This is a genomic window from Acinetobacter sp. YH12099, from assembly GCF_013419195.1.
Taxonomy (GTDB): domain Bacteria; phylum Pseudomonadota; class Gammaproteobacteria; order Pseudomonadales; family Moraxellaceae; genus Acinetobacter; species Acinetobacter towneri.
This window is the reverse complement of sequence record NZ_VPAP01000001.1, coordinates 286,306-311,622: the sequence shown is the minus strand read 5'-3', so window position 1 is coordinate 311,622 and position 25,317 is coordinate 286,306. Positions and strand designations below refer to the sequence as shown.

The following is a 25,317-nucleotide window of genomic DNA, read 5'->3' as shown; positions in this document are numbered from 1 at the left end:
TAGTATCCAAGTGTATTGTGTATATGTACAGTATACGATAATTTCGAGTTTAATCAATCAACCAGTTTTGGCGGGGTTTAAGTGCATCTTGCGTAATCCGCAGAAACTTAAAGTGATGATGCTTATAACAACGCCGTTTGAATCCGTACTTTCATCTCTAAAGCTTGCTGTAAAATATGCGCTTTCATCCAAGTTACTTGTGTACCCATGGGGTTGGTTTTAATAGCAGTGTTTAAGAAATCCAGTTTTTCTTGCGAAAATAATTGCGTTTCAATCGCTTGATGCAGTTCTGCCGTGGTTGCATTTAAAGGCACATCTACCAAATAAAAACCTTTAGGATAATTATAAAATGCATACATTAAGTTAAAGGCTTTTTGTTCGGCCTTTAAATTGCCCGCACCAATTTCATAGCTGCGGTCTTGATTGCTATGCGTCACGCCTATTAAAAAGGAGAGTTGTTGATCACGGCAACGCAAACCAAATTGCAGCCCAATCTGATCTGCACTGAGTTCATGTTGCACAAAAACATTCAGCATTGAAGCATCATCGTTTAAAGGCTCTTGTAGGACGAGTAGCTCAGGGCTGTGCTGATACAAAAAACCAGCCAGCTGCGCCTGTTCAAGTTTGGATTTGATCTGTTCAATCTGTGGCATGGGAGCATCTTAAAAATAAAAAAATATGTTTTTACTTTAAGCATTTTTTGTTCATGCTTGAAGCACTGAATTAGATGAATAATCTATGAAGTTATTCAAAAATGAGCAGCTTGTAAGCGCGATTTGTATGTATCAAACGTAGCGAGAATGACGTTAAATTTCAATATATGATGGAATAAACTATTGATTAAATAAAACTTATACTGCTTATTGGTTTTCTTTTATATGAGCTTTTTGCATATAAATATAATAAAACAAGCAATAGTCTGCATAACTAAGTCACTATAATGAAAATCAAATTCTATCTGTGTTATTCGTACACAAGTTTAAGTACATCTGGTGTGATCAATGTCAATAAATCAGGAAAGACTTACTCATCTTAAACAGCTTGAAGCTGAGAGTATTCATATTATCCGTGAAGTTGCAGCCGAGTTTGAAAATCCAGTCATGTTGTATTCGATTGGTAAAGATTCAGCGGTAATGTTGCATTTGGCTTTAAAAGCATTCTATCCAGCGAAACTGCCATTTCCACTGTTACATGTGGATACAGGCTGGAAATTCAAAGACATGATCACTTTCCGTGACAACATGGCAAAACAGCACGGTTTTGACTTGATTGTTCATCAAAATAAAGAAGGGGTAGATGCCAACATTAACCCATTCGATCATGGCAGTTCTAAATATACCGACATCATGAAAACCCAAGGCTTAAAACAAGCTTTAGATAAATACGGTTTTGATGCGGCATTTGGTGGCGCGCGTCGTGATGAGGAAAAATCACGTGCCAAAGAACGTGTTTATTCTTTCCGTGATGCAAAACATCGTTGGGACCCGAAAAATCAGCGTCCTGAATTGTGGAATTTGTATAATGGCAAGGTCAATAAAAGCGAAAGTATTCGTGTGTTCCCATTGTCTAACTGGACTGAATTGGATATTTGGCAATACATTTACCTCGAAAGTATTCCATTAGTACCGTTGTATTTGGCTGCAGAACGTCCTGTCGTTGAGCGTAGCGGCACTTTAATTATGGTCGATGACGAACGCATGCCGTTGCTAGAAGGTGAAGTTCCACAAATGAAATCGGTACGCTTCCGTACTTTAGGTTGTTATCCACTTACGGGTGCAGTCGAATCAGAAGCGAATACCTTGCCTGAAATTATTCAGGAAATGCTATTGGCAACCAGTTCAGAGCGTCAGGGTCGTATGATTGACCACGATGAAGCTGGCTCGATGGAAAAGAAAAAGCAAGAAGGTTACTTCTAATCTCTCCTGAAAAATCTCCCCAAACCCCTCTTTATAAAGAGGGACTTATAAAAAGCGGAGCAAAGCCTCCCTTTATAAAAGGGAGATTTAGAGGGATTAAAGATTAAAAAACCGATTTCTAAAAAATATGTGGAGCTTTGAGCAATGTCTCATCAATCGAATTTAATTAGCCAAGATATTTTGGCGTATTTAAAACAGCACGAAAACAAAGATCTACTGCGCTTTTTAACTTGCGGTAACGTAGACGATGGTAAATCGACATTAATTGGTCGTTTGTTGTATGACTCAAAATTGATTTATGAAGATCAATTACAAGCCGTGACTCGTGACTCGAAAAAAGTCGGCACTACGGGCGATGCACCTGATTTAGCTTTATTGGTCGATGGTTTGCAAGCCGAGCGTGAGCAGGGCATTACCATTGATGTGGCTTATCGTTATTTTTCTACTGAAAAGCGTAAGTTCATCATTGCCGATACACCTGGGCATGAGCAATATACACGTAACATGGCAACAGGTGCATCGACTTGTGACTTGGCGATTATTTTGATTGATGCGCGTTATGGCGTACAAACTCAGACCCGTCGTCATACTTTTATTTCTAGTTTATTGGGCATTAACAATATTGTGGTTGCCATCAATAAAATGGATTTGGTGGATTATTCAGAAGCACGATTTAACGAAATTCAGACGGAATATGCGAACTTTGTGAATCAACTGGGTGATCGTAAACCATCGAATATTATTTTCACGCCAATTTCTGCCTTAAATGGCGATAACGTGGTGAACAAGTCTGAGCATACCCCTTGGTACACAGGCGATACTTTAATGGGAACATTGGAGTCGGTAGAAATTAACCGTAACTCGGCTCAAAATGATTTCCGTTTCCCTGTGCAGTATGTCAACCGTCCAAACCTTGACTTCCGTGGTTTCTGCGGCACGATTGCTTTGGGCGATATTCATGTGGGTGACCGCATTGTGGCATTGCCATCGGGCAAAAGCTCGACAGTAAAAGAGATTGTGACTTTTGATGGCAATCTTGAACATGCAATTGCAGGTCAAGCAGTTACCCTAACACTGAACGATGAAATTGATATTTCACGTGGTGATGTGTTGGTGCGTGAAGATCAAGTGCGTCCTGAAATTTCACGTGCTGTAAATGCCACTGTGGTGTGGATGGCTGATCAGCCACTATCTATTGGCAAGCTGTATAACTTAAAAGTGGGTACACAAACTGTGCCTGCAAAAGTCACAGCCATTCATTACCGTACCAATGTGAATACTTTGGAACAGGTGCAGGTTGAACAGCTTGAACTGAATGCAATTGCCAATGTCACCATCGAATTTGATGCGCCTGTGGTATTTGACCGTTATCAAGACAGTCGTTATACGGGTTCGTTTATTTTCATTGATCGTTTAAATAACGTGACCATTGGCGCAGGTATGGTTGAAGCTTGCGTAGAATGGACTGCACACAGTACACCTGTAACAGCCGAAGACCGTGCTGCACGTTTGGGTCAAAAACCTGCAGCGGTATGTGTACCAAGCCAAGCACTTGAACAGTCACAAGCACTTGAAAGCTTGCTGATTCAGCAGGGTATTGTTGCCATTGCCAAAGCAGGTTTAGATGCTGCGCAGGTTGCATTACTCCGCGAAACGGGCATTGTGGTCATTAGTGATGTAAACAGTGGTGCAGATGCAGAGTTGACTGCGACAGCTACAGAAGAACTGGCAGAAAAAATTATTGCCCTAGTTCGCTTATAAAATTAGATTCGTTTATAAAATCGAATCCACATCCCCAAAAAACCGCTTTCACCTGAAAGCGGTTTTTTTATGTGCGTTCACTATATTGGAAAGTTTGTTTTTTAAGTGTGCTCTAAGGGTTCGCCATTGAGATGTTTGAGCATGGGTGTGAAGTGCCCATAGCTAATTTTTTGAGGTTGTATTTCAAAGCCATTTTTTTCATAAAAACTTAAAGCAGTCTGTGTGCTAAATACACTCATGTGCGATACATTTTTGCGCTTTAAATCGCTTATTGCTTCAAATAACAAGGCTTGACCAATACCGCGTTGTTGTACTTCGGGGGCAATGGCATGTTGTAAAATTTGCCCGCGATCACTCATCATAATAAAGCCAACCACCACATGCTGTAAGACATAGACCCAACAATTGTTGTAATGCAGCAGCATTAAAATATTTTCATAGCTTTTATTTTCTAGCCATGCCTGAATTTTGGCTTCATTGCGTTGATGATCTTGAATACAAGAGCGAATACTGGCGTGTAATACCGCAACCAAATTGGCGACATCTTGAATTTGTGCAGCTCTAATCATCTAGGCTTAGGGTGATAGATAAAAACAAGGCTCTATTGGAAGCGAAAAGTGTTTAAAGAAATAGCAGAAAATTGTTGTGTTTTACTGCGTTATACTGCAGCACAAGTCCTATTTTTAAGGCAATCGGTATCATTGTGTAATTGAGCATTGCACTTTTTAGCGATGCATGGATGGAATCATCTGTTAAAGCATAAGCGTTGAAGCGTGCAGCAGCGAATAGACGCTAAGCCCTGAAATGGTTATACTTTATTGAAACGCCTGAAATAAGAGCGAAGACCAAGATGGCAAAACTATTGTTATGGATTTTGTTGTTGATTGCCGTATATGCAGTCTGGAAAGTCTGGTTCAAAATAAAAATTAATCGTACTTTTCAGCAGAGCTGTCAAGATATTGCCAATATTGCCAATATTGTCCAAGACCCGATTACCCACAAAGCACCGCGCCCTGTTCGTGAGGTGGTGGAAGAAGTTGCCGAATACGAACAGCAATTATTTGATGATATCGCAGAAATATTTTTAAGCTTAAAAGTATCTAGTCGTGACCCTGAAGATGCCGAAACTATTCAACAAGAAGTGCTGAATAAAATGCCTGCCAAAGCACATACGCAAATTCGTCAGTTAGACTTGGGGGAGTGGTCAATTTACTGGAGTTTTTACGAGCAATCCCTTGAATATTTTGTCGGCAAATACGGAGTTTTTATTACCCATGTAGACCGCTTTGGGCAAGAGCATAAATACAATAATTCAGAGCAGTTTCAAACAGATTGATTTTCATGCCTGATTTTCTGTTTATGATTTTACAGAGGTTTCTTGAAAATTAATTGCAGCATCTTCTTGTCAGTTAAGTGTTTGGTTAAATGTTGAGTTTTGCGCTATTTTCCCGAAAAGAGGTATCATGCCTTTTTCTTTTACATAGGCAGCATCAATGTCAGTTTTAGAAATCATTGCTGTGTTGATTAGTGTTTTAGGCGTGACCTTAACCATTAAGCGACATATAGCTTGCTGGGTGGTGAATTTTATTGCCTGTTTGCTGTATGCCTATTTGTTCTTTGAATATCAATTGTATGGCGAAACGGTATTACAAACCCTATTTATGGGCATGGCTGTTTATGGTTTTTTCCAGTGGAAAACTGCACAGCAGCAAAAACAACATATCATCATTCAAAGCTTGCCACTCTCTAAAATGTGGCTGCAAATTGCACTGAGTAGCATACTGGGTTTACTGTTTGGGCTAAGTTTAAAGTGGTGGACGCAGGCTTCACTGCCTTTATTGGATGCACAACTGGCAGCTATGAGTCTATTGGCAATCTATTGGACCAGTCGTAAATACTTGGCTACATGGGTGTTATGGATTGTGGTCGATCTGGTGTATATCGGCATGTTTATTTACAAAGAGTTGCTGTTAACGGCTGTGTTATATGCAGGTTTTGTGGTTCTTGCTTATTTGGGCTGGCGTGAATGGCATAAAATCCGACAAAAACATGCGGCACATTCTGCGGTGTGATGGCGTGTAGCGATGAGCAATTTAATTGATTTTAAACAGGCGCAGCTTAAACAATTTGATTTATTGGCATTGGATATTTTAGCGTATCCTGAGCGTTATTTACAGTTTGATTCGATTGCAGATTTTTACCAAGCCCAGTGGTTAGATGATTTCCCCAAAGGGACGACATGGTGTTCCACAGGACTAGATGATGGCGCAGAACATTTTTATGCCAAAATTGAATTTTATGGGCATTATTTAACTATTTATAGCCATGAAACCTATGCCGCTGAATTTGGCATCATTCACACAGAATAGACAAAATAGAGTCAATGACAGCAGGCGGAAAAAACATTTTAATAGCCTGAAAATAAAGTTGTATTTAGGATATAAAACAGCTTATACCCGTTGAGCATCAGCCAAATTATATTGCACGATGATGCTAGACCTACTCCATCAATAAACAAAATAAAAGGAACTCAAATGGCTCATCAATTTACTGTAAACGCCACCATTCATGGCGTTTCAATTGACGAATTTAAGCGTTTAGTGGCAGATGTTGCTTTGCATGAAGCAGTCTGCAAGCGTATTCCTGGTGAAAATTTGGAAATTTTAGAATCTAAAAAGAACGGTGATATTTACACTTTACGCCGTGCTTATAATTTAGATGTGAATATTCCAGATATGGCTAAAAAATTATTAAAAGATGCATTTCGTTTAAAACGCAATGATGTGACCCATTTAACGGCGCTTACTTCTACCGTGGAGCTTGGTGCAAACTTGCCTTTAGAAGCTAAAGGCGAGCGTAGTGTGACAGGCAACCATGAAAAAATTGATATTCAATTAAACTGGACAATTAAGGTTAAAGTGCCATTGATTGGCGGCATGTTGGAAAAACATGCAGAAGGGGAAATCCGTCGTTTCAGTGAGTTGGAAATTGGTATTGTAGAAGATGAACTCAAGAAAAATTTAGCGGCTTAACCCTTCATTTCTACTAGAAAAGATTGCTCTTAAATACATGCTTGGCGCTGCCGTTTTCGGTGGCGCTTTGTTTTTTGGACGTATTGAATTGTGATTGTTGATGCTGGGGTCATTTTACAGTGATCAATTTTTGATTTTTGAAAAAGTTTAGTGCTTGGCTTTATTGCATACAGACTATCGTCTTAATTTATTATTTAAATATAGTATATTTATTATGCTAATATTTTGACCAGATTTAAATTGAGTGTGAGTTCTGCCATGAAATTGATTCAGTTGTTATGTTTATCGGTTTTGCTGACCTTTGCCAGTCTATCTCCAGCAATGGCAGAGAGCAAAAAAGATCCACTTTTTGTCTTGCTTACCAGCAGTGATGCGCACCGCACCAAAATGGCAATTGGCATGAGCAATAACCAATTTGGCAAAGGTCATCCACTGACGATTTATTTGGTCGATCAAGGCGTAATGTTGGCATCTAACCGCTTTGAACATAAATATGCAGAGCATCAGAACATGCTGAAAAGTATTATCGCCAAAGGTGGTGATGTGTATATCTGCAAAATGTGTATGGAGCAGTACGGTGTTGTTGAAGGTGACTTAATGAAAGGTCTGAAATATGCCAATCCAGATGCTATGGGTGAAGCAATTTTCCGTCCAGGCACTCAGACACTGAGCTGGTAATTCGGCTGCTTGAAATGCAAAAGCCTTGTTGAAAAACAGGGCTTTTTTATTGCGGAATTTCTAGCGCATGGCGTATTTTTTTAAACGATAATCCAGTGCAGCGCGGGAAATTCCCAATAAGCGTGCCGCTTCAGATACATTGTGTTTGGCTTTTTGCATCGCGGTGATAATCAGTTGTTGCTCATGCTGTTCTAAATCAAAACCTTCGGTTAAAAGCGTGTCTAAATCTACGCTGTCTTGCTCATCTACAGTATGGTCGCTGTGCATTTGCGGAAACAGGGCATTCAGTTTAATCAGTTGTTGATCTTCCGTCAGTAGTACCGCACGTTCGAGCAGGTTTTCCAGTTCACGAATATTGCCAGGCCACGCATAGCTTTGCATAAAGTCAGTGGCTTTTTCACTGACGCCTTGAATTTGTGTGTCATACATTTTTTCAAAGCGTTTTAAGAAATGCGCAACCAATAGCGGTAAATCTTCACGGCGTTCACGCAGTGGTGGAATTTGCACAGGAAAAATATTTAAACGGTAATATAAATCGGCACGGAAACGACCTGCTTTAACCGCTTGTTCTAAATCTTCATTGGTTGCAGCAATTACACGAACATCAATATGACGGGTTTGTGAATCCCCAACACGTTCCACTTCACCTTCTTGTAGCACACGCAGTAAAGCCGCTTGAGCGCGTGGCGAAAGTTCAATCACTTCATCTAAAAAAATAGTACCGCCATGGGCGCGTTCAAATTTACCTAAGCGTGATTGATGTGCACCTGTAAATGCACCTTTTTCAACACCAAACAGTTCAGATTCAATCAGTTCAGGCGGAATTGCCGCACAGTTGACCGCAACAAAAGCATGTTCTTTACGCTGACTCAGTTCATGCACACCACGGGCAAAGGCTTCTTTCCCGACCCCTGTTTCACCTTGCAGCAAAATGGAAACTTTGGCACCTGCCGCTTTTTTGAGTAAGTCACACACCCGTTGATAAGCTGCAGATTGTCCGACTGAGCTGAACATGCTGTAGTCATTTTTACTGGTGGTATAAATCGACTTTTTCAGTTCATACAGTTCTGCTTGTAGCGCAATGAGTTCCTGTTCCATCGGTTCAGGCGACATGAATTGAATCAACTCATCGGCATTTTCCCATTCACTGAGTTGTTTACCAATAATGCGGCAATGCTCACGCCCGCAGGCTTTACATTCCACTTCCTGATAAATAATGGTCATGCCTGTGGCAAAACTGCTGTAACCGCAAGCATAGCCTAGTAGCATCCAGCAGGAAGGTTCGTGACTCAGTCCAAATTGCTCAACATGCACATCGGCTTCGAAGGAGTTATGCCAGTTTAAGTCTGCATAAAACTGTTTTTTCTTTTGATTTAAAATCAATTGATTGGCAGAAACTTGCACCATGCCACGAATACCGTGCATTTGCGGCCCTGCCATAAAAGCCTGCTCTTCATTTAAGCCTGGACGCATTTTGGTGGTGACTTCGGCATCTTTCAGACCTGCCTGATAGCCCAAACGAATAAAAAAGCGCTTGGTGCGTTCCATCCCAATCATATTGGCAAGGTCTTTACGCAAATAGCCCATGATGCTGGTATGCATCAGCAACATGCGATACTCATCAAACCAGATTTGTCCACGCTCGGTGTCAAAATGTAGTTTGGAAAGCAGGTCGTGAATTTCCTGAGGATGACCTGCATATTTGCCGCTGCTGTCGTATTTTACTTGTACCATGCGCCGTGTTTAATCCATTAAATTCGAGGCTATTTAGCCATCTTATGCAAATTCGTGAAAATTCAATAATACCTAAACAGCATCATGCCAAACCTTAAAGGTATTTAGTTGTATCTATATGTTTTTGTTGTTTTTATTCCGTCTTTATCATAAGCGAATTGCATAAAGCCCAAGGGTAAATTTTTGTATCTGTACGGGCTGTATTTCATCAAATCATGAAATCTTAAATTTTTTAAACATCAAAATTCATCAAATCATGAAATCCAAATTCTTATAAAAACACTCAGATTTTTTAAGTTGCTGTTTTTCAATGTTTTTATAAAGTTGGCACGCTTGTTGTAATAGTAAAAGTAAGCAACAGATGCATGAAGCAACTGAAGCAAGTTCTGAATGAATCAGATCTTGTAGGAGAACAATATGAAGGATGCAACAGGCGCATTGCCCTTAACCAAATATATTCGGGTAACGGGCGATATTAATGCCGCATTTGTCGAGTTCGACTTTGCCATTCACGATCCCACTTTATATGTGGAGTTGGTGTTACCGCAGCAAGCATTCCGCGAGTTCTGCGCAACCAATCAAGTGGTGGAAATGAGCGAACAACAGCAAGCCGTGAATGATGCTGAAGAAGACAAATGGCGTTACGGCATTGAACACGACACTTTAGTCGGTGCACAGCGATACAACATTGATCATGAAGATCAACACTGAATGCTTAAGGAGATAAGCGATGACTTTAGAAATTAAAACAGCGGGTATTGAGCCAATTCGTCAAAACTATGCCTATATTGAGCGCCGTTTTGGCAACAAGCCAGCCACCCGTTATCAGGAAGTCAGTTTTGATATTCAGGCGGAAACCAACTTTCACTATCGTCCGCTGTGGAAACCTGAAAAAACCTTAAATGATAAAACCCATACTGCAATTGAAATGCAGGATTGGTACGCATTTAAAGACCCGCGTCAGTTTTATTACGGAACTTATGTGCAGCATCGTGCGCGTTTGCAGGACATTGCCGAAAGTAACTTTAGCTTTTTTGAAAAGCGCCAGTTGGCAGAGCATATTTCTGAAGATGTCAAAGCCAAAGTGATTGCCTTGTTTTTGCCGTTTCGTCATATCGAACAGACTGCCAATTTACACATGATGTCGGGCAGTGCTTATGGTTATGGCACGGTGCTGACCCAAGCCTGTATTTATGCTGCGATGGATCGTTTAGGGATGGCGCAGTACATCTCACGGGTTGGTTTGGCACTCGATGGCAACACGGGCGAATCTTTAATTCCAGCCAAACAAGCATGGATGCAGGATGAAGCATGGCAAGGACTGCGCAAGTTGTGTGAAACCAGTTTGATCGAGCAGGACTATTTCAAACTGTTTTTATTACAAAACTTGGTGATTGACAGCTTTATGAGCGAATTGGTTTACACCCAATTTGATCAATGGCTGGCACAGCATCAAGCACGTGACTTGGCGATGCTGATGGAATTTATGCAGGAAGCCATGGCAGATTTACGCAAATGGTCAGACAGCGTATTTAAAACCGCAGCTGCAGAATCTGCACATAATAAACAATTGTTGAGCCAGTGGTTAGCCGAATATTTACCTGAAGTGAAAGCGGCATTTGCAGCGTGGGCAGCTGAGGCGTTGTCTGCAGATGCAGTCGACATTGCAGAACAAAAACTGCTGGAACGCAGTAAAAAAATTGGCATCGAACTCGAACAAATTTTGCAGGCTTAAGGAGAAGCAGCATGTCTAAGGTTTATCTCGCATTACAGGACAATGACACGTCGCGCTACATCATTGAAGCGATTGAAGAAGACAACCCAGATGCCACGATTCAATATCTGCCAGCCATGATTCGGGTAGAAAGCGAAACAGGTCTGATTGTTAAAGCAGAAACGGTATCTGAAAAACTTGGACAAGATTGGGATATTCAGTCTTTACAACTCAACATGATTACGTTGGGCGGCAACGTCGAAGAAGATGATGACAGTTTCCGTTTGCACTGGAACTAGGAATAAGGATGTGCACTGAGCCAATTTGAGTACAGTGCCGCCAGAACATATTGCTGCATAGATTGCCGCTAAAAAATTTAAGGATGATGAGCATGAATTCACAAGTTAAAACCCCAGCAAAAAAACTGAATGCCAAAGACCGTTATCGCGCACTTACTCGTGACTTGGATTGGGACTTTTCTTATGCAGACCGCAAAGAAGCCTTTCCATACGAAGAATTTGAAGGCATTAAAATTACAGACTGGTCTAAATGGGAAGATCCATTCCGTTTAACCATGGATGCTTACTGGAAGTATCAGGCAGAAAAAGAGAAAAAACTTTACGCCATTTTTGATGCTTTTGCACAAAACAACGGTCAAATGAACGTGACCAATGAGCGTTATTTGAATGCCATCAAACTGTTTTTAACTGCGGTAACTCCGCTTGAATATCAGGCATTCCAAGGTTATGCACATGTAGGGCGTCAGTTCAGTGGTGTAGGTGCACGTATCGCATCACAAATGCAGTCGATTGATGAATTACGTCACGTGCAGACGCAAATTCATGCCATGAGCCATTACAACAAATTCTTTGATGGTTTTCAGGATTGGTCGCACATGCATGACCGCGTTTGGTACTTGTCTGTACCAAAATCTTTCTTTGAAGATGCGCGTTCAGCAGGGCCGTTTGAGTTCTTGTTAGCCATTAGCTTTGCCTTTGAATATGTATTGACCAACTTGTTGTTCGTACCGTTCATGTCAGGTGCAGCACACAATGGCGATATGGCAACGGTCACCTTTGGTTTTAGTGCACAGTCCGATGAAGCACGTCACATGACTTTAGGTCTAGAAATCGTGAAATTCTTGTTAGAACAACACGAAGATAACGTGCCAATCGTACAGGAATGGATTGATAAGTGGTTCTGGCGTGGGACTCGTCTGTTATCTATAGTTGGCATGATGATGGACTACATGCTGCCAAACAAAGTGATGTCGTGGAAAGAAGCGTGGGAAACCTACTTTGAAGAAGCGGGCGGTGCGTTATTTAAAGACTTGAGCCGTTACGGTATTCGTATGCCGAAATATTCAGAAGTAATTACCAAAGAAAAAGAACACGTGTCGCATCAAGCGTGGTGGATTTTCTATAACTTCGGTCATGCAGCAGGTTTCCATACTTGGATTCCAACCGATCAGGAAATGGATTGGTTATCTGAAAAATATCCAGACACCTTTGACAAATACTACCGTCCAAAGTGGGAGTTAGCACGCAAGATGGAAGCAGAAGGCAAGCGTTTCTACAGCGCAGGCTTACCGCAATTGTGCCAAATTTGCCAAGTGCCAATGACTTTCACCGAAATGGATGGCGATCCGACCATGTTTACGTATCGTGAGTCTGTTTATAAAGGCGAGCGTTACCACACCTGTTCAGATGGTTGTCACGATATTTTTGAACGTGAACCTGAAAAATATGTGCAGGCATGGTTGCCAGTGAACCAAATTCTACAAGGCAACTGTGGTGGCTTAGATTTGGAAAACATGCTGCGCGAATATTATCGCTTCAATGTCGGTGCAGATAACTTGGATATTGAAGGTTCACCAGACCAGCAACGCTGGAAAAAATGGAAAGGTGATGCGGCTTAACACGCATTCACTATCTAAAGTAAATATCTAAAATTTAAGTTATTTCAAGATTCAAATTTAAAAGGATTTCGGTTTGAGTCATTTGCGGCTCAAACCACCCCAATACGGAGAATGACCATGTCAGTACGCGCTATTCGCCCAGATTACGACTTTGAACCACGCGACCTACAAAAACACTATGGCGACAACATTTTGGTGTATGTGGGTTGGGATCATCACACTTTATATTGTTCTGCACACGCCATGTTGGTTTCGCCGCAGCAAACCTTTCAGGAATTTTTGGATCAGCAAATGCAGGCGGGTTTCCATCAACATCCTGACTTTGAAAACATTAAATGGGATGAAGTGCAATTTACTTTAAACAAACAGGTAATTCAGCCACGCCCTGAACAGACCTTGGCAGAAATTGGCTTCGATCAAAAATCACTACTGCGTTTTGTGACCCCAGGACTGAATGGGTACAAGGGCGCACACGTTTAAAACAGTAAGATCACAACAAAATAAAGACAGCAAAGCACAGTCAGTAAGTACAAGACAGGAGGTCGCAGATGAGCTATCAAGTCACAATTGAGCCAATTGGCACAACCATTGAGGTTGAAGAAGATCAAACCATTTTAGATGCCGCGTTACGTCAAGGCGTGTGGTTGCCATTTGCTTGTGGGCATGGCACTTGCGGCACTTGTAAAGTCCAAGTCACCGATGGTTATTATGATGTCGGCGAAGCGTCACCTTTCGCGCTGATGGATTTGGAACGTGAAGAACACAAAGTGTTGGCGTGCTGCTGTAAGCCTGAATCAGACATGACCATTGAAGCCGATGTTGATGAAGACCCAGATTTCTTGGGATATTTGGTTCAGGATTATCAGGCCAAAGTCCTTGAGGTAAAGGACTTATCTCCAACCATTAAAGGTGTGCGCTTGCAGTTAGACCGCCCGATGGAGTTTCAGGCAGGGCAATACATTAACGTGCAATTCCCGGGTATTGAAGGCACTCGTGCCTTCTCAATTGCCAATGCACCAAGCGAACTAGGCATTATTGAATTGCATATTCGTCATGTTGTGGGCGGCAGTGCTACGACCTATGTGCATGAGCAGCTTGCGGCAGGCGACGCACTGGAAATTTCAGGGCCATACGGACAATTCTTTGTACGTAAATCGGATGATCAGGATGCGATTTTTATTGCAGGTGGTTCAGGTTTATCTAGCCCGCAATCTATGATTTTAGACTTACTAGAGTCGGGTGATACCCGCACCATTTACCTATTCCAAGGTGCGCGTGATGTTGCGGAATTATATAACCGAGAACTGTTTGAGCAGTTAGTCAAAGACTATCCAAACTTCCGCTACATTCCCGCATTAAATGCACCTAAAGCAGAAGACCATTGGACAGGATTTACAGGCTATGTGCATGAAGCGGTTGCCGATTATTTTGAGCAGCGTTGCGGTGGACACAAAGCCTATTTATGCGGCCCACCAGTCATGATTGATGCAGCAATTTCGACCTTAATGCAAAGCCGTTTGTTTGAACGTGATATTCACACTGAACGCTTCTTGAGTGCTGCCGATGGTGCAAGTGGTCAGTCACGTTCAGCATTGTTTAAACATATTTAACACATATTTAAAAGTGGATAGGTGCTGCAATATTGTACTGAGCCTATCGAATTGCAATAGATAAAAAGTTTCCAAGGAAGTCGGTCAGTGTTGAGGCATTTAGCTCAGCACTGACACCATCATCAACACAGTAAGGCAGTGTCAAAAGCCAAAATAGCAATGCGACAACCAGCAAAGCCAAAATAGCCAAGGAGAGTTACATGGACCGTCAACAAATTGATACTTTAGTGAAGGAAATGAACGTAGACACCGCTACACGCCCTGTCGATCAGCGTGTGCAGCAAATAGTGGTGCGTTTAGTGGCAGATTTATTTCAAGCCATTGAAGATTTAGACATTCAGCCTTCAGAAGTGTGGAAAGGTCTGGAATATATTACCGATGCAGGCAAAGCCAATGAACTTGGTTTACTTGCAGCAGGTTTGGGTTTAGAACATTATCTAGATTTACGTGCCGATGAAGCCGATGCCAAAGCAGGCGTAACAGGCGGTACACCACGTACCATTGAAGGGCCACTTTATGTTGCAGGTGCGCCTGAATCAGTCGGTTTTGCGCGTATGGATGATGGTTCAGAATCAGACCATTTAGATACGTTAATTATTGAAGGTACAGTCACTGACACCAATGGCAATATCATTGAAAATGCCAAAGTCGAAGTTTGGCATGCCAACGGTTTAGGTAACTATTCATTCTTTGATAAATCTCAGTCTGACTTTAACTTACGCCGTACTATTTTCAGTGATGCCAATGGTAAATATGTGGCGCAAACGACCATGCCAGTCGGTTATGGCTGCCCACCAGACGGCACGACTCAAGCTTTATTAAACAAACTAGGTCGTCATGGCAACCGTCCATCTCACGTGCATTACTTTATTTCTGCACCAGGTTACCGCAAACTCACTACGCAATTTAACATTGAAGGTGATCAATACCTGTGGGATGACTTCGCATTTGCGACCCGTGAAGGTCTGGTTGCAACAGCGGTAGATGTGACCGATGCTGCAGAAATTCAGCGCCGTGGTTTAGACAAACCATTTAAGCACATCACCTTTAACTTTGAATTAGTCAAAGACACTGCAAATGCACCATCGACTGAAGTTGAACGTCGTCGTGCAAGTGCTTAATCCCACACCTTAAAACACAAAGTTTTAACACGTTCGCCAATACAGCATCAGCAAGTTCTTTGTTGATGCTGCCCTTAAAAGTCGGCTGTTCGCGCATGAATGATTCAGGCGCAGCAGGCAGACTTCATCAAAATTTCTATTGAATAGGATGTTCTATGAATAACAAAATTTGGGCACTCATGCTTTTGGGTGTCATGGCGACACACGTCAATGCAACAGAAAACGGTTTAGATACATTTGGATTAGGCGCAGAAGGCATTGCAGCAGGGGCTTTACCACCAGCTGGGGTATACTTACTCAACTACTATCAGAACTATCATGCCAGTGAGTTTAAAGACGGCCCAGACAATTTCCATGCCGATGTGAATGTCTATATTCCACGTTTGGTATGGATGACCCCCCAACACATTGCAGGCGGTCAGTTGGGTTTATATGCTGCACAGCCTTTGGTCGATTTCCGTTTAAATGTGATGGGCATGTCAGACTCTAACAGTGGTTTGGGCGATTTGATTATTGGCAGCATGTTGGGTTGGCATAAAGGCAATCATCACAGTGTAGCTGCTTTAGAAGGTGTGCTCGCAACAGGCGATTATGAAGATGCCAATCCACAACGTCCTGTAGTTGCCAACTTAGGTAAGAACTACAACACCATTCGTCCTATCTTTGCGTATTCTTATTTGCAGCCGCAAGGTTGGGAGTTTTCCACCAAAATGTCTTATAGCTTCAACAGTGAAAATGACGACACAAATTATCAGTCGGGGGATTATTTCGCTGGAGATTATGCAATCGGTTATCAATTGAATGATCAAGTCAAATTGGCACTCGAAGGTTATGTATTTAAACAAACCACAGATGATGAAGTGAATGGTGTCAGTATTGGCAATAAAGGACAGGCTCTATCTTTTGGTCCCGCGATTCAATACAAACGTGATAATTGGTCTTTGGAAGCAAAGTTTTTGAAAGAAACCGAAGTGGAACATCGTCCTGAAGGACACTCTTCGACTTTGAAATTGGTTTGGGCTTTTTAAAGCCCGAACCTGATTCTGCAGTGTTGCACATCAAGCTATCTTACAAAACAAAGTCAAGTTGAAAGACTTGGCTTTTTTGCAGCATCATTTTTCAAGATGGCTTGCTTCTAATTACGTGCTTCCATAAGTTGAGTTTGGTGGACTGAATTTTTAGTCTCTCACGTGTTGCACTTATGCGCTAAGATTAGGCATAGCAACAGGGTGCGTATTGCGAGCAGGAGAGCCATTTTGAATCAAATAATGGATGCCGATGTAATTATTATTGGTGGCGGACAAGCAGCATTGGCCACGGCTTACTTTTTAAAACGGCAAAAAATCAATTTTCTGATCTTGGATAATCAAACGCAGTCGGGCGGTGCGTGGCAACATGCGTGGGATTCTTTACAGCTGTTCTCTCCAAATACATGGAGTTCTTTGTCCGGCTGGTTAATGCCAAAAACCGAACAGGAATATCCGAAACGATTAGAAGTGATTGACTATTTAACAGCGTATGAAACACGCTATCAATTTCCTGTGCTGCGTCCTGTGCAGGTCGAAAAAGTCCTGAAGGAAGGCAATGATTTAATTGTGTGTTCGGCACAGCAAAGCTGGCGAGCCAAAGCCGCTGTGAGTGCTACTGGAACGTGGAGTCAGCCTTTTATTCCTGCTTATACAGGACGCGAACGCTTTTTAGGCACACAAATTCATTCGGCTCATTACCGCAATGCCAATGCTTTTCAGGGCAAAAGAGTCATGATTGTCGGCGGGGGTAACTCAGGCGCACAAATTTTGGCAGAAGTGTCTAAAGTGGCCGAAACTTTTTGGGTTACACAGCAACCGCCAAGTTTTTTAGCCGATGATGTAGATGGACGGGTTTTATTTTTACGTGCCACGGAGCGCTTAAAAGCCCAGCAGGAAGGTCGCAGTATTGAACAACCGATCGGTGGTTTGGGCGATATTGTGATGATTCCAAGTGTCAAAGAAGCACGGCAACGTGATGTATTACATGGTCTGCCGCCATTTGACTATTTAACCGAACATAGTGCAGTTTGGGCAGATGGGCGCGAACAGGAAATTGATGCCATTATTTGGTGCACAGGTTTTAAGGCAGCATTGTCGTATTTACAAAGTTTGAATGTGGTTAATGCACAAGGCACAGTCGATGTGTTAGAAAATCGAGCGTTACAACAGCAAAATTTATGGTTGGTTGGTTATGGCGATTGGACAGGCGCAGCCTCGGCAACTTTAATTGGTGTTTCCCGAACCGCACGGAATGTGGCAGAGCAAATTGCTGCGTATTTGCAGACAACAGCGTAAAGTCATTAACGTGACAAAAACTGTGTTTAAAAAATGAATCATGCAATTTCAGCCATAAATAAGCCCTCTGTAGAAGAGGGCAAGAGGGTAACTCAAAAAATTAAAGATGCTCAATCATAATAAGGTGACAGTCAGGACTTACTGTTTTGGTAAATCAAACCAAATGAACTGGCTGTCTTCTTTTGCTTCAATCACAGCATTATCAGCAAATAACAAAGCATCGCCCGCTTTAACTGTTTGCTCGCCAATGGTGATTTCACCACGAATTACATGCACATAGTTTACCGCTTGTGTTGCTGTAACTTCTAAACGATGTCCAGTTTCTAAAACAGCTGCTTTTACTTCTGCCTGTTGACGAATGTGCATTGGGGCATTGTCATTCGGGCCGACAATTAAATGCCACTGGTTGGGTGCTGTATTTGGGTCACGTTGAATTTGCTGATACGTCGGCTCTGCATCGCGTACATTCGGCTGAATCCAAATTTGCAGCATGTGTACTTCTTCATCACCATTGTTAATTTCGCTGTGCTGAACGCCTGTACCTGCGCTCATTAACTGCCATTCACCTGCAGTAATATGGCGTTCATTGCCCATGCTGTCGCGGTGGGAAATCGTACCACTTAATACACAAGTCAAAATTTCCATGTTGTCGTGTGGGTGAGTACCAAAACCATTATGTGCGGCAATACGGTCATCGTTAATGACACGTAAGGCACTAACACCCATATATTTCGGGTTATACCAATTACCAAAAGAGAAACTATGTTTGGTGTCTAACCACCCCATTTTCACATGACCACGATCTTCACTACGGTGTAAATAAGCATTCATGATAATGCTCCTATCATTTTTTTAACTTGAACTCATCTTAATCTTTTCACCGCAGCCGACCTAGAGGCGAACTGCAACATGCCGTTCTAAAATTGCAACATGTGTAGATTTTTTGCATAACCTAGACATTTTAGAGTTTTATCGCGGCATTAAAAAATCCACGTAAAAACGTGGGTCTTTTGCGGTTTAAAGCGATCACTGATTATTCAAGGAATTTTACAGTCACGCCAGAACGTACTTTACGACCTAAATCGTTTGCATCCCAGTTGGTTAAACGGATACAACCATGCGACGCCGTTTTTGAAATGGTCGATGGGTTTGGTGTGCCGTGAATACCGAATGATTTTTTACTTAAACCAATCCAGATATTCCCCACAGGGCCGTTAGGGCCTGGTGGTAAAGACAGCGGTTTTAAGTTTTTGCCCTGAATAAAGTTACTTGGTGAATAGCTGTACCATGGGTTTGGTGCAACACCTGTCACTTTATAAGTACCTGTTGGCGATGGAGTATCTGCACTGCCAATGGTTGCTGGGAATGAGCCGACCATTTGGTTTTGTTTGTTGAACAAATACAGTTGTTTTGCACCTTTGTGCGCCACAATCAGGTGAATGTCTTCAGGTAAGTCATTGCGAACGTTGGTCACCAATAACTTTTCACCCACTTTATTAAATGTTGCATTCGGATTTAATTTCTTTAAGAAATTTTCATCCATGTGGAATTTTTCACCTAACATTTCACTTACGCGGGTGTAGTACAAGCCTTTCATTTTGGCTTGTTCTGCATAGTCATGCGGAATAGATTTCGCATAAGGACCTTTTAAGTCCGCTTCAGTAACCGTGTATTCTACAAATGCAGGACGTGAACCTTGACGTGCAACCAACGCATCCCAAGTTTCTTTGGTTAAAATACCCGTTGGGCTAATGCCATTCATTTGCTGGAATGATGCAATTGCTTTTAGGGTGTTCTTACCACTAGTGCCATCAATTGCACCTGGAGAAGCATGTGAATTGTTCAGCATCACGTGTGCACGTGCATACACAGGGAACTGACCTTTACCAATATTTTCATACCAAGTGGCATTATTTAAACCATCTAAAGTCCATGAAGCTTTTGGTGCTGCTGTGTTGGATGTAGCAGTTTGGCTTGCAGAGCTTGGTGTTGGTGCAGTGCCTACATCTGCAGAGGTATCTTCAGTTTTGTGTAGATCATCTAAGGTTTTTGAAGCCTTATTTAAATCATTTTGTTCTTGTTGCGTAATAGCAGTGTCTGTTGCATTTAGATTATTTTGTGCAGCCGATGCTTCTGTCGCTAAAGGATCAATCGGATCTTCAATAGCGGTATTGCTAATCACTTGTGGATTTAACGGTTGTTCAGCAGTAGATGCAGCAAAAGTAGTCCCTGCAAAAATGCAACTTAAACTCATTGCGAGTATTGTGCGAACCAACATGTAATTCAACCTTGAGAATTATTCATTTACATAGATAAAAACTAGCCAAGTATTGCAGAAAAACTAAGGAGATGCAGTAGTTGTTTTGTGTAAATATGCAAGATAACCCCAATTTTACAGTGACTTTTGTTTGTGTGATGTATTTCACATAAACGTAAGCTGAATTTGAACACTTAGAATAGGCTGAAAAGACGAGCAAGAAATGAAGTTATTAAAACTTCAACCTTTTTGATATGATGGCTGCAAGATTGAAAATGAGTTGGGAAAGTAAATGACGACCTTAAAAAATGATCGTTTTCTTCGTGCCTTATTACGTGAGCCAGTAGATTGCACGCCCGTATGGATGATGCGTCAGGCAGGACGTTATTTACCAGAATATCGTGCTACACGTGCGCAGGCAGGAGATTTTCTTTCTCTATGCAAAAATACTGAATTTGCCTGTGAAGTGACTTTACAGCCTTTGCGTCGTTATGAATTAGATGCTGCGATTTTATTTTCAGATATTTTAACTGTACCCGATGCATTAGGCTTAGGTCTGTATTTTGAAGTAGGCGAAGGGCCAAAGTTTCATAAAACGGTGCGTACCGAGCAAGACGTTGCCAATTTACCTAAATTTAATGCCAAGTCAGACTTAGACTATGTCATGAATGCAGTATCGACCATTCGTTCTGCTTTGGGCGGACAAGTGCCTTTAATTGGTTTTTCAGGTAGTCCATGGACTTTGGCAACGTATATGGTTGAAGGTGGTTCAAGCAAAGATTTCCGTTTCACCAAAAACATGATGTACGCACAGCCTGAAGTTTTACATGCACTATTAGACTGTCTGGCCGATGCAGTGACCGAATACTTAAATGCACAAATTGATGCAGGTGCACAGGCAGTACAAATTTTTGACAGTTGGGGCGGTGCATTGGCCCATCGTGAATATCTTGAATTTTCACTCCACTATATGCAGAAAATTGTGTCAGGTCTGCAACGTGAAAAAGATGGACGTAAAATCCCTGTTATTTTATTTACCAAAGGTGGCGGTCAATGGCTGGAGCCAATGATTGCAACAGGTGCAGATGCTTTTGGTCTGGACTGGACAACACCGTTAAATGTCGCACGTCAAACGGTGAGTGGTCGTGCCGCATTGCAAGGTAACTTAGACCCAGCCACTTTGTACGGTTCACCTGAAGCAATTGCCAAAGCAACACGTGCGATGCTAGATGATGCCTATGCCAATGGTGAAAAAACAGGTTATGTAGCCAACTTAGGGCATGGTATTACCCAGTGGGTAGACCCTGAACGTCCTAAAGTATTTATCGACACGGTTCATGAATACAGTGCCAAATATCTATAATCGCACAATGATATAGATGGATCATTTGTAGATGTATCGGTGTAATCTCAGCTTCAGTCAGGTTGTCACATCATGTGGATAACATGGCTAAAGTCAGGAGTTGAGTTTTCGACTAAGGCAGCTTCGGCTGCCTTATTTGGAATTTTATTGCTGATTGCATTTGCCCTGACTGCTTCAATGGGCAGTCAGGAATATTTCGGATTTTTCCGTTACGACTATTTATTATTCTATGCCTTAATTATTCAAGTTTGTCTTTTATATTTAAAACTAGAATCTTGGGCAGAAGCCAAAGTCATCGCTTTGTTTCATATTTTAGCGATGATCATGGAAATTTTTTTAACTCATCCACAAATTGCATCGTGGCAATATCCTCAACCTGCTGTCTTTAAAATTATGACCGTACCGCTTTTTGCAGGCTTTATGTATTCTGCAGTTGGCAGTTTCTTTGCGCGTTCTTTGCGTTTGTATCGGGTATCTTTACGGAATTTGCCGACTTTTAGCAATATGATGGCCTTGGCAGTGTTGTCGTACATCAACTTCATGAGCAAGTTTTTTATCCCCGATATTCGTTATGGCTTGTTTGCGTGGAGCGTTGTGATTTTCTGGAAAACCAAAATTCGTTTTCAATTACAACGGTCTCAATTACAACTGCCAATGTTGCCTGTATTGATGCTTTTGGCTTTTATTATTTGGGTCGCAGAAAACATTAGCACCTTTTATCAAATATGGTTGTATCCAAGTCAGGTCGATGCGTGGCACATGGTCGGCTGGGGCAAACTCGGTTCTTGGTATTTATTGCTGTTACTGAGTCTGGTTCTGGTCATGAAAATTTTGGGTTATCGCGATGCAGAAGGGCAGTGGACACTGAAAACTGAGGATCAACAGCAGCTGTAAATCTAAATGCTATCTTCAACACTAAAATCTATTTTCAAATTTAAGACCAATCTTTAAGCTAAAAACCAATCGACGCTACAAAAATGCACAAAAATAATGCCTGATTTTGTGATAAATGTTTTGCCTTCTGAGTGACATCTCGCTATCTTAAAATAGTGTAATAAAAATTACACATAGCAATAAAGAATAACGATTCGAAGCATAATTTTTCGAATAATAAATCTCTGGAGTAAGGCGATGATTAAAAAATTAGCATTGGCTGCTGTCTTGGCAGTGGGTTCTACAGCAGCATTTGCAGACCGTGATGCAGGTTGTGGTATCGGTTCTCAAGTTTGGGCAGGTCAGTCTGGCAAAGTTGCAAAAATTTTAGCAGCCACCACCAATGGTATTTTTGCGAACCAATTGTTTGGTATCACATTTGGTACTTTAGGTTGTAGCGGTACAGGTACAGTAACTGCACAAGTTGTGACATTTACCAATGAAAATGCTGAAACATTGGCACGCGATATGGCAGTTGGTGAAGGCGAAAGCTTGAACGTATTGGCTGAATTATTAAGCATTAAAGCAGAAGATAAAGCACATTTCTTTGCGGTTTCTAAGCAAAACTTTGCATCTATTTATTCTGCAGAAAACCAGACTTCTTTAGAAGTATTGGCATCTTTACAGAACGTGATGGCGAATGATGACGTTTTAAAAGCATACGTTTAAGTTTGAATAAAAGCCCTGCATTATTCGCAGGGCTTTTTTATAGCACAAGAATACGTTTAAGCCTGAATATGTATATAAAATTTATAAAATGTCCATGAAATCCATTATTTTAAGTAGTTTAGTTTTTTTATCTCCTACGGTTTTTGCGTTATCTCCTGAAATATCTCCAATACAGATTCAGCCACTTACAGCCACTTCTACAGTACAAAATACAAATAAATTAGCAATATCTTCCGCACATTATGTGCAAAAAGCCAAAGACCTACACTTGGCAGAACAGGTGACTTGGCAGCGTTTAATGTATGCGCAGCAAGGCAAAAGTAAAGTGCAATATGCAGGCTATTTTGTGTCGGAACAAGGCGGAAGCAATTTAAACCAAGAGTTACTTCGCAATGTGCAGGCATTATTTGAAACAGCGCCTGCCAATCAATCGGTGCAGTGCAAATTTCCTGCACGTAGCCGCTGGTTAATTGAACAATTACAAATTCCTCAACAAGATTTGGCACAGGTGCAATGTCCTGAATTGGACGAATGGATTGGACAAATTAAACCTTATAAAGCAGTGCTGATTTATGCCACAGACTTTATGGGCAATCCAAGTTCTATGTTTGGGCATACTTTATTGCGCTTAGACCCAAAAGATCAAAAACAGCTGAATTTAATTTCCTATGCTGTCAATTATGCAGCAACGGTAACGGGCAGCGAAGATTGGTCTTATGCATGGAAAGGACTTACAGGGCAATATCCAGGTGAATATTCACTGATGCCGTATTACCGCAAAGTAAAAGAATATGGTGATTTAGAAAGCCGAGATTTGTGGGAGTACGAACTGGCACTGAATGAGCAGGAAACCACATTTTTGGTGCAGCACATTTGGGAAATGAAGCATGTGCAATTTCCGTATTATTTTATCAGTGACAATTGTGCCTATCGCTTATTGGGCTTAATGGATTTGGTGCGTCCTGAGCTAAATTTACAGCAGCAGTTTAAAGTCGCATCTATTCCAATTGAAACACTAAAAGCTGTAGAGCAGGAAAATTTAGTGGCAGATGTTGTCTATCGTCCTGCTTTGGAAACTCAGTTATTGGCGCAAGCCAGACAACATGGTACAACTTTGGCAAAAACTGCCCATCAAGTGGCCGAAGCAGAACCTGAAAATGTGGCGGCAATTTTGCAAAATTACAGCCAAATCGATCAAGCTAAAATTCTGGAAATGGCTTATGACGATTTGTATCTGAAACTGATTGGACGCAAAATTGAAGCCAAAATTGCACAACCGCGACTGAGACAAATTTTAAGTTTAAGAAGTCAGATCAATTTAGAAAAACAACGTCAGGATGTCGCACGCCCTCAGGTCGATCCTGTGCAGGGACATCATGCACGAAGCTTTGCTGTGCGTACTGGCGAGGTGCAAGGCGAGCATTTTGTAGAGTTGAGTCATCGACAGGCTTACCATGACTTACTTGATCCGCAAGGTGGTTTTCGTACAGGGACGCAGCTCAACTTTTTAGAAGCTTCTGTGCAATATCGTGAAGACCGCTTAAAACTGAATCAGTTAGATTTACTCTCGGTGAACTCTTATAACCCAATGACCGCATTTAAAACACCACTTAGTTGGGGCTTTAATTTGGGTTGGCAGCAAGAAGCCCTGAATTCGCACGGGGCTTTTAGCGAAACGGAACAGCATGGTGTTTTAAGTTTAAAAACACAGTTTGGTTATAGCGTGGCTAATCAAGCGCGTGAACATTTGTGTTATGTGCAAATTCAAAATCATGTGCAAGCGGGTAAGGCTTTAGACAAAGGCTGGCGTGTTGGAATTGGCCCAACACTGGGTTGTCAAAATATCTGGTCAGCACGCATGAATAGTTTGGTTCAGCTTGAATTACCGTATTGGGAAGATCGTCACCAATGGCAATTTAAGCTGAACAGCCAGTTGCAATATGTACTCAACCCGCAGCATGTGTTGCGATTGGGTTGGGAATATCAACAACAGGACAAACAGGACTGGAACAAGACCAGTTTAGGCTATGTGCATTTTTTTTAAAGAGCTGTTGAATTTATACTGAATTGTAAAAAACCAGCTAAACAAGTTGAGTTGCTGGTGAAACCCGTTAAAATTTAGCAGTTTCTTTTGGCTGGGTTGTTGTGGATGTATCAAGAGTGTACGCATGAGCTTGCAGAGCAATGGAAGTCAATTTGCGAGCAATTTAAGCCAGAAGATTTGCAAGCGACATTCCAGTTTATTCAAGCACATGCAGAAGATTTTGTGATCGAGTTCTATCAGCAA

General features: G+C 41.6%; 25 protein-coding genes. 20 read left to right on the top strand and 5 right to left on the bottom strand.

All coding sequences use genetic code 11. The annotated features are described in order from the left end of the window. Positions 1-122 precede the first annotated feature (122 nt). Entirely contained in the window at positions 123-653 is a 531-nt protein-coding gene (locus FTU39_RS01545) for a hypothetical protein (RefSeq protein WP_096900966.1), read from the bottom strand. Between the two features lie 354 nt (positions 654-1,007). On the opposite strand from FTU39_RS01545, the gene cysD reads away from it, so the two are divergent. Then, complete coding sequence (gene cysD, locus FTU39_RS01540; protein ID WP_180043369.1) at positions 1,008-1,916, top strand: sulfate adenylyltransferase subunit CysD; 909 nt, start codon at positions 1,008-1,010, stop codon at positions 1,914-1,916. Positions 1,917-2,060: 144 nt separating this feature from the next. Continuing rightward, on the top strand, positions 2,061-3,677 hold the full coding sequence (gene cysN, locus FTU39_RS01535; RefSeq protein ID WP_180051630.1) for a sulfate adenylyltransferase subunit CysN: 1,617 nt from the start codon (positions 2,061-2,063) through the stop codon (positions 3,675-3,677). A gap of 101 nt (positions 3,678-3,778) precedes the next feature. Here the strand turns inward: cysN and FTU39_RS01530 are convergent, their stop codons facing one another. Further along, positions 3,779-4,246 (bottom strand): GNAT family N-acetyltransferase, encoded by a 468-nt coding sequence (locus FTU39_RS01530; RefSeq protein WP_131261606.1) that lies wholly within the window; start codon positions 4,244-4,246, stop codon positions 3,779-3,781. Positions 4,247-4,527: 281 nt separating this feature from the next. On the opposite strand from FTU39_RS01530, the gene FTU39_RS01525 reads away from it, so the two are divergent. The 5 genes from FTU39_RS01525 to FTU39_RS01505 all read left to right on the top strand — a co-directional run bounded on the left by FTU39_RS01525 (position 4,528) and on the right by FTU39_RS01505 (position 7,387). Continuing rightward, a complete protein-coding gene (locus FTU39_RS01525; protein ID WP_180051629.1) occupies positions 4,528-5,013 on the top strand; it encodes a hypothetical protein in 486 nt (161 codons plus the stop codon). A gap of 157 nt (positions 5,014-5,170) precedes the next feature. Continuing rightward, positions 5,171-5,749, top strand: a complete 579-nt coding sequence (gene pnuC, locus FTU39_RS01520) for a nicotinamide riboside transporter PnuC (protein ID WP_180051628.1) — start codon at positions 5,171-5,173, stop codon at positions 5,747-5,749. A gap of 12 nt (positions 5,750-5,761) precedes the next feature. Continuing rightward, on the top strand, positions 5,762-6,046 hold the full coding sequence (locus FTU39_RS01515; protein ID WP_096900962.1) for a hypothetical protein: 285 nt from the start codon (positions 5,762-5,764) through the stop codon (positions 6,044-6,046). A 165-nt stretch (positions 6,047-6,211) separates the two neighbouring features. After that, positions 6,212-6,709: a DUF2505 family protein gene (locus FTU39_RS01510; RefSeq protein WP_004971978.1), complete on the top strand. Its 498-nt coding sequence runs from the start codon at positions 6,212-6,214 to the stop codon at positions 6,707-6,709. Between the two features lie 258 nt (positions 6,710-6,967). After that, positions 6,968-7,387, top strand: a complete 420-nt coding sequence (locus FTU39_RS01505; RefSeq protein ID WP_004971976.1) for a DsrE family protein — start codon at positions 6,968-6,970, stop codon at positions 7,385-7,387. Positions 7,388-7,447: 60 nt separating this feature from the next. Here FTU39_RS01505 and mobR read toward each other — a convergent pair whose 3' ends face one another. Next, complete coding sequence (gene mobR / locus FTU39_RS01500; RefSeq protein WP_180051627.1) at positions 7,448-9,121, bottom strand: phenol degradation transcriptional regulator MobR; 1,674 nt, start codon at positions 9,119-9,121, stop codon at positions 7,448-7,450. A 417-nt stretch (positions 9,122-9,538) separates the two neighbouring features. On the opposite strand from mobR, the gene FTU39_RS01495 reads away from it, so the two are divergent. The 9 genes from FTU39_RS01495 (at position 9,539) to FTU39_RS01455 (ending at position 17,808) form a co-directional block, all read left to right on the top strand. Further along, positions 9,539-9,832 (top strand): phenol hydroxylase subunit, encoded by a 294-nt coding sequence (locus FTU39_RS01495; protein WP_004971972.1) that lies wholly within the window; start codon positions 9,539-9,541, stop codon positions 9,830-9,832. Between the two features lie 19 nt (positions 9,833-9,851). Then, positions 9,852-10,856, top strand: coding sequence for an aromatic/alkene monooxygenase hydroxylase subunit beta (locus FTU39_RS01490; RefSeq protein WP_004971970.1), 1,005 nt, complete (start codon positions 9,852-9,854; stop codon positions 10,854-10,856). An 11-nt stretch (positions 10,857-10,867) separates the two neighbouring features. Beyond that, positions 10,868-11,134 carry an MmoB/DmpM family protein gene (locus FTU39_RS01485; protein ID WP_004971969.1) on the top strand — a complete coding sequence of 89 codons (267 nt, stop codon included), beginning with the start codon at positions 10,868-10,870 and terminating at the stop codon, positions 11,132-11,134. Between the two features lie 92 nt (positions 11,135-11,226). Continuing rightward, complete coding sequence (locus tag FTU39_RS01480; RefSeq protein WP_004971966.1) at positions 11,227-12,753, top strand: aromatic/alkene/methane monooxygenase hydroxylase/oxygenase subunit alpha; 1,527 nt, start codon at positions 11,227-11,229, stop codon at positions 12,751-12,753. A 117-nt stretch (positions 12,754-12,870) separates the two neighbouring features. Next, positions 12,871-13,233 (top strand): phenol hydroxylase subunit P4, encoded by a 363-nt coding sequence (locus FTU39_RS01475; protein WP_104853300.1) that lies wholly within the window; start codon positions 12,871-12,873, stop codon positions 13,231-13,233. 68 nt (positions 13,234-13,301) lie between these two features. Next, positions 13,302-14,363 carry an NADH:ubiquinone reductase (Na(+)-transporting) subunit F gene (locus FTU39_RS01470; RefSeq protein WP_004971960.1) on the top strand — a complete coding sequence of 354 codons (1,062 nt, stop codon included), beginning with the start codon at positions 13,302-13,304 and terminating at the stop codon, positions 14,361-14,363. Positions 14,364-14,563: 200 nt separating this feature from the next. Next, on the top strand, positions 14,564-15,484 hold the full coding sequence (gene catA, locus FTU39_RS01465; protein WP_004971957.1) for a catechol 1,2-dioxygenase: 921 nt from the start codon (positions 14,564-14,566) through the stop codon (positions 15,482-15,484). 155 nt (positions 15,485-15,639) lie between these two features. Continuing rightward, positions 15,640-16,512 (top strand): transporter, encoded by an 873-nt coding sequence (locus FTU39_RS01460; protein WP_180051626.1) that lies wholly within the window; start codon positions 15,640-15,642, stop codon positions 16,510-16,512. 240 nt (positions 16,513-16,752) lie between these two features. Further along, positions 16,753-17,808, top strand: a complete 1,056-nt coding sequence (locus FTU39_RS01455) for an ArsO family NAD(P)H-dependent flavin-containing monooxygenase (protein ID WP_373686602.1) — start codon at positions 16,753-16,755, stop codon at positions 17,806-17,808. A gap of 138 nt (positions 17,809-17,946) precedes the next feature. On the opposite strand, the gene FTU39_RS01450 is transcribed toward FTU39_RS01455, so the two are convergent. Further along, positions 17,947-18,639, bottom strand: a complete 693-nt coding sequence (locus FTU39_RS01450) for a pirin family protein (RefSeq protein ID WP_004971950.1) — start codon at positions 18,637-18,639, stop codon at positions 17,947-17,949. 202 nt (positions 18,640-18,841) lie between these two features. Continuing rightward, on the bottom strand, positions 18,842-20,086 hold the full coding sequence (locus tag FTU39_RS01445) for a L,D-transpeptidase family protein (RefSeq protein ID WP_180051624.1): 1,245 nt from the start codon (positions 20,084-20,086) through the stop codon (positions 18,842-18,844). Positions 20,087-20,357: 271 nt separating this feature from the next. Between FTU39_RS01445 and hemE the strand changes: the two genes are divergently transcribed. The 4 genes from hemE (at position 20,358) to FTU39_RS01425 (ending at position 25,074) form a co-directional block, all read left to right on the top strand. After that, positions 20,358-21,428: a uroporphyrinogen decarboxylase gene (hemE, locus tag FTU39_RS01440; protein ID WP_104853196.1), complete on the top strand. Its 1,071-nt coding sequence runs from the start codon at positions 20,358-20,360 to the stop codon at positions 21,426-21,428. A 72-nt stretch (positions 21,429-21,500) separates the two neighbouring features. After that, positions 21,501-22,322 (top strand): DUF817 family protein, encoded by an 822-nt coding sequence (locus FTU39_RS01435; RefSeq protein ID WP_154320930.1) that lies wholly within the window; start codon positions 21,501-21,503, stop codon positions 22,320-22,322. 237 nt (positions 22,323-22,559) lie between these two features. Beyond that, positions 22,560-23,030, top strand: a complete 471-nt coding sequence (locus FTU39_RS01430; protein ID WP_096900956.1) for a DUF3015 family protein — start codon at positions 22,560-22,562, stop codon at positions 23,028-23,030. A gap of 94 nt (positions 23,031-23,124) precedes the next feature. Continuing rightward, positions 23,125-25,074: a DUF4105 domain-containing protein gene (locus FTU39_RS01425; RefSeq protein WP_180051623.1), complete on the top strand. Its 1,950-nt coding sequence runs from the start codon at positions 23,125-23,127 to the stop codon at positions 25,072-25,074. Positions 25,075-25,317 lie beyond the last annotated feature (243 nt).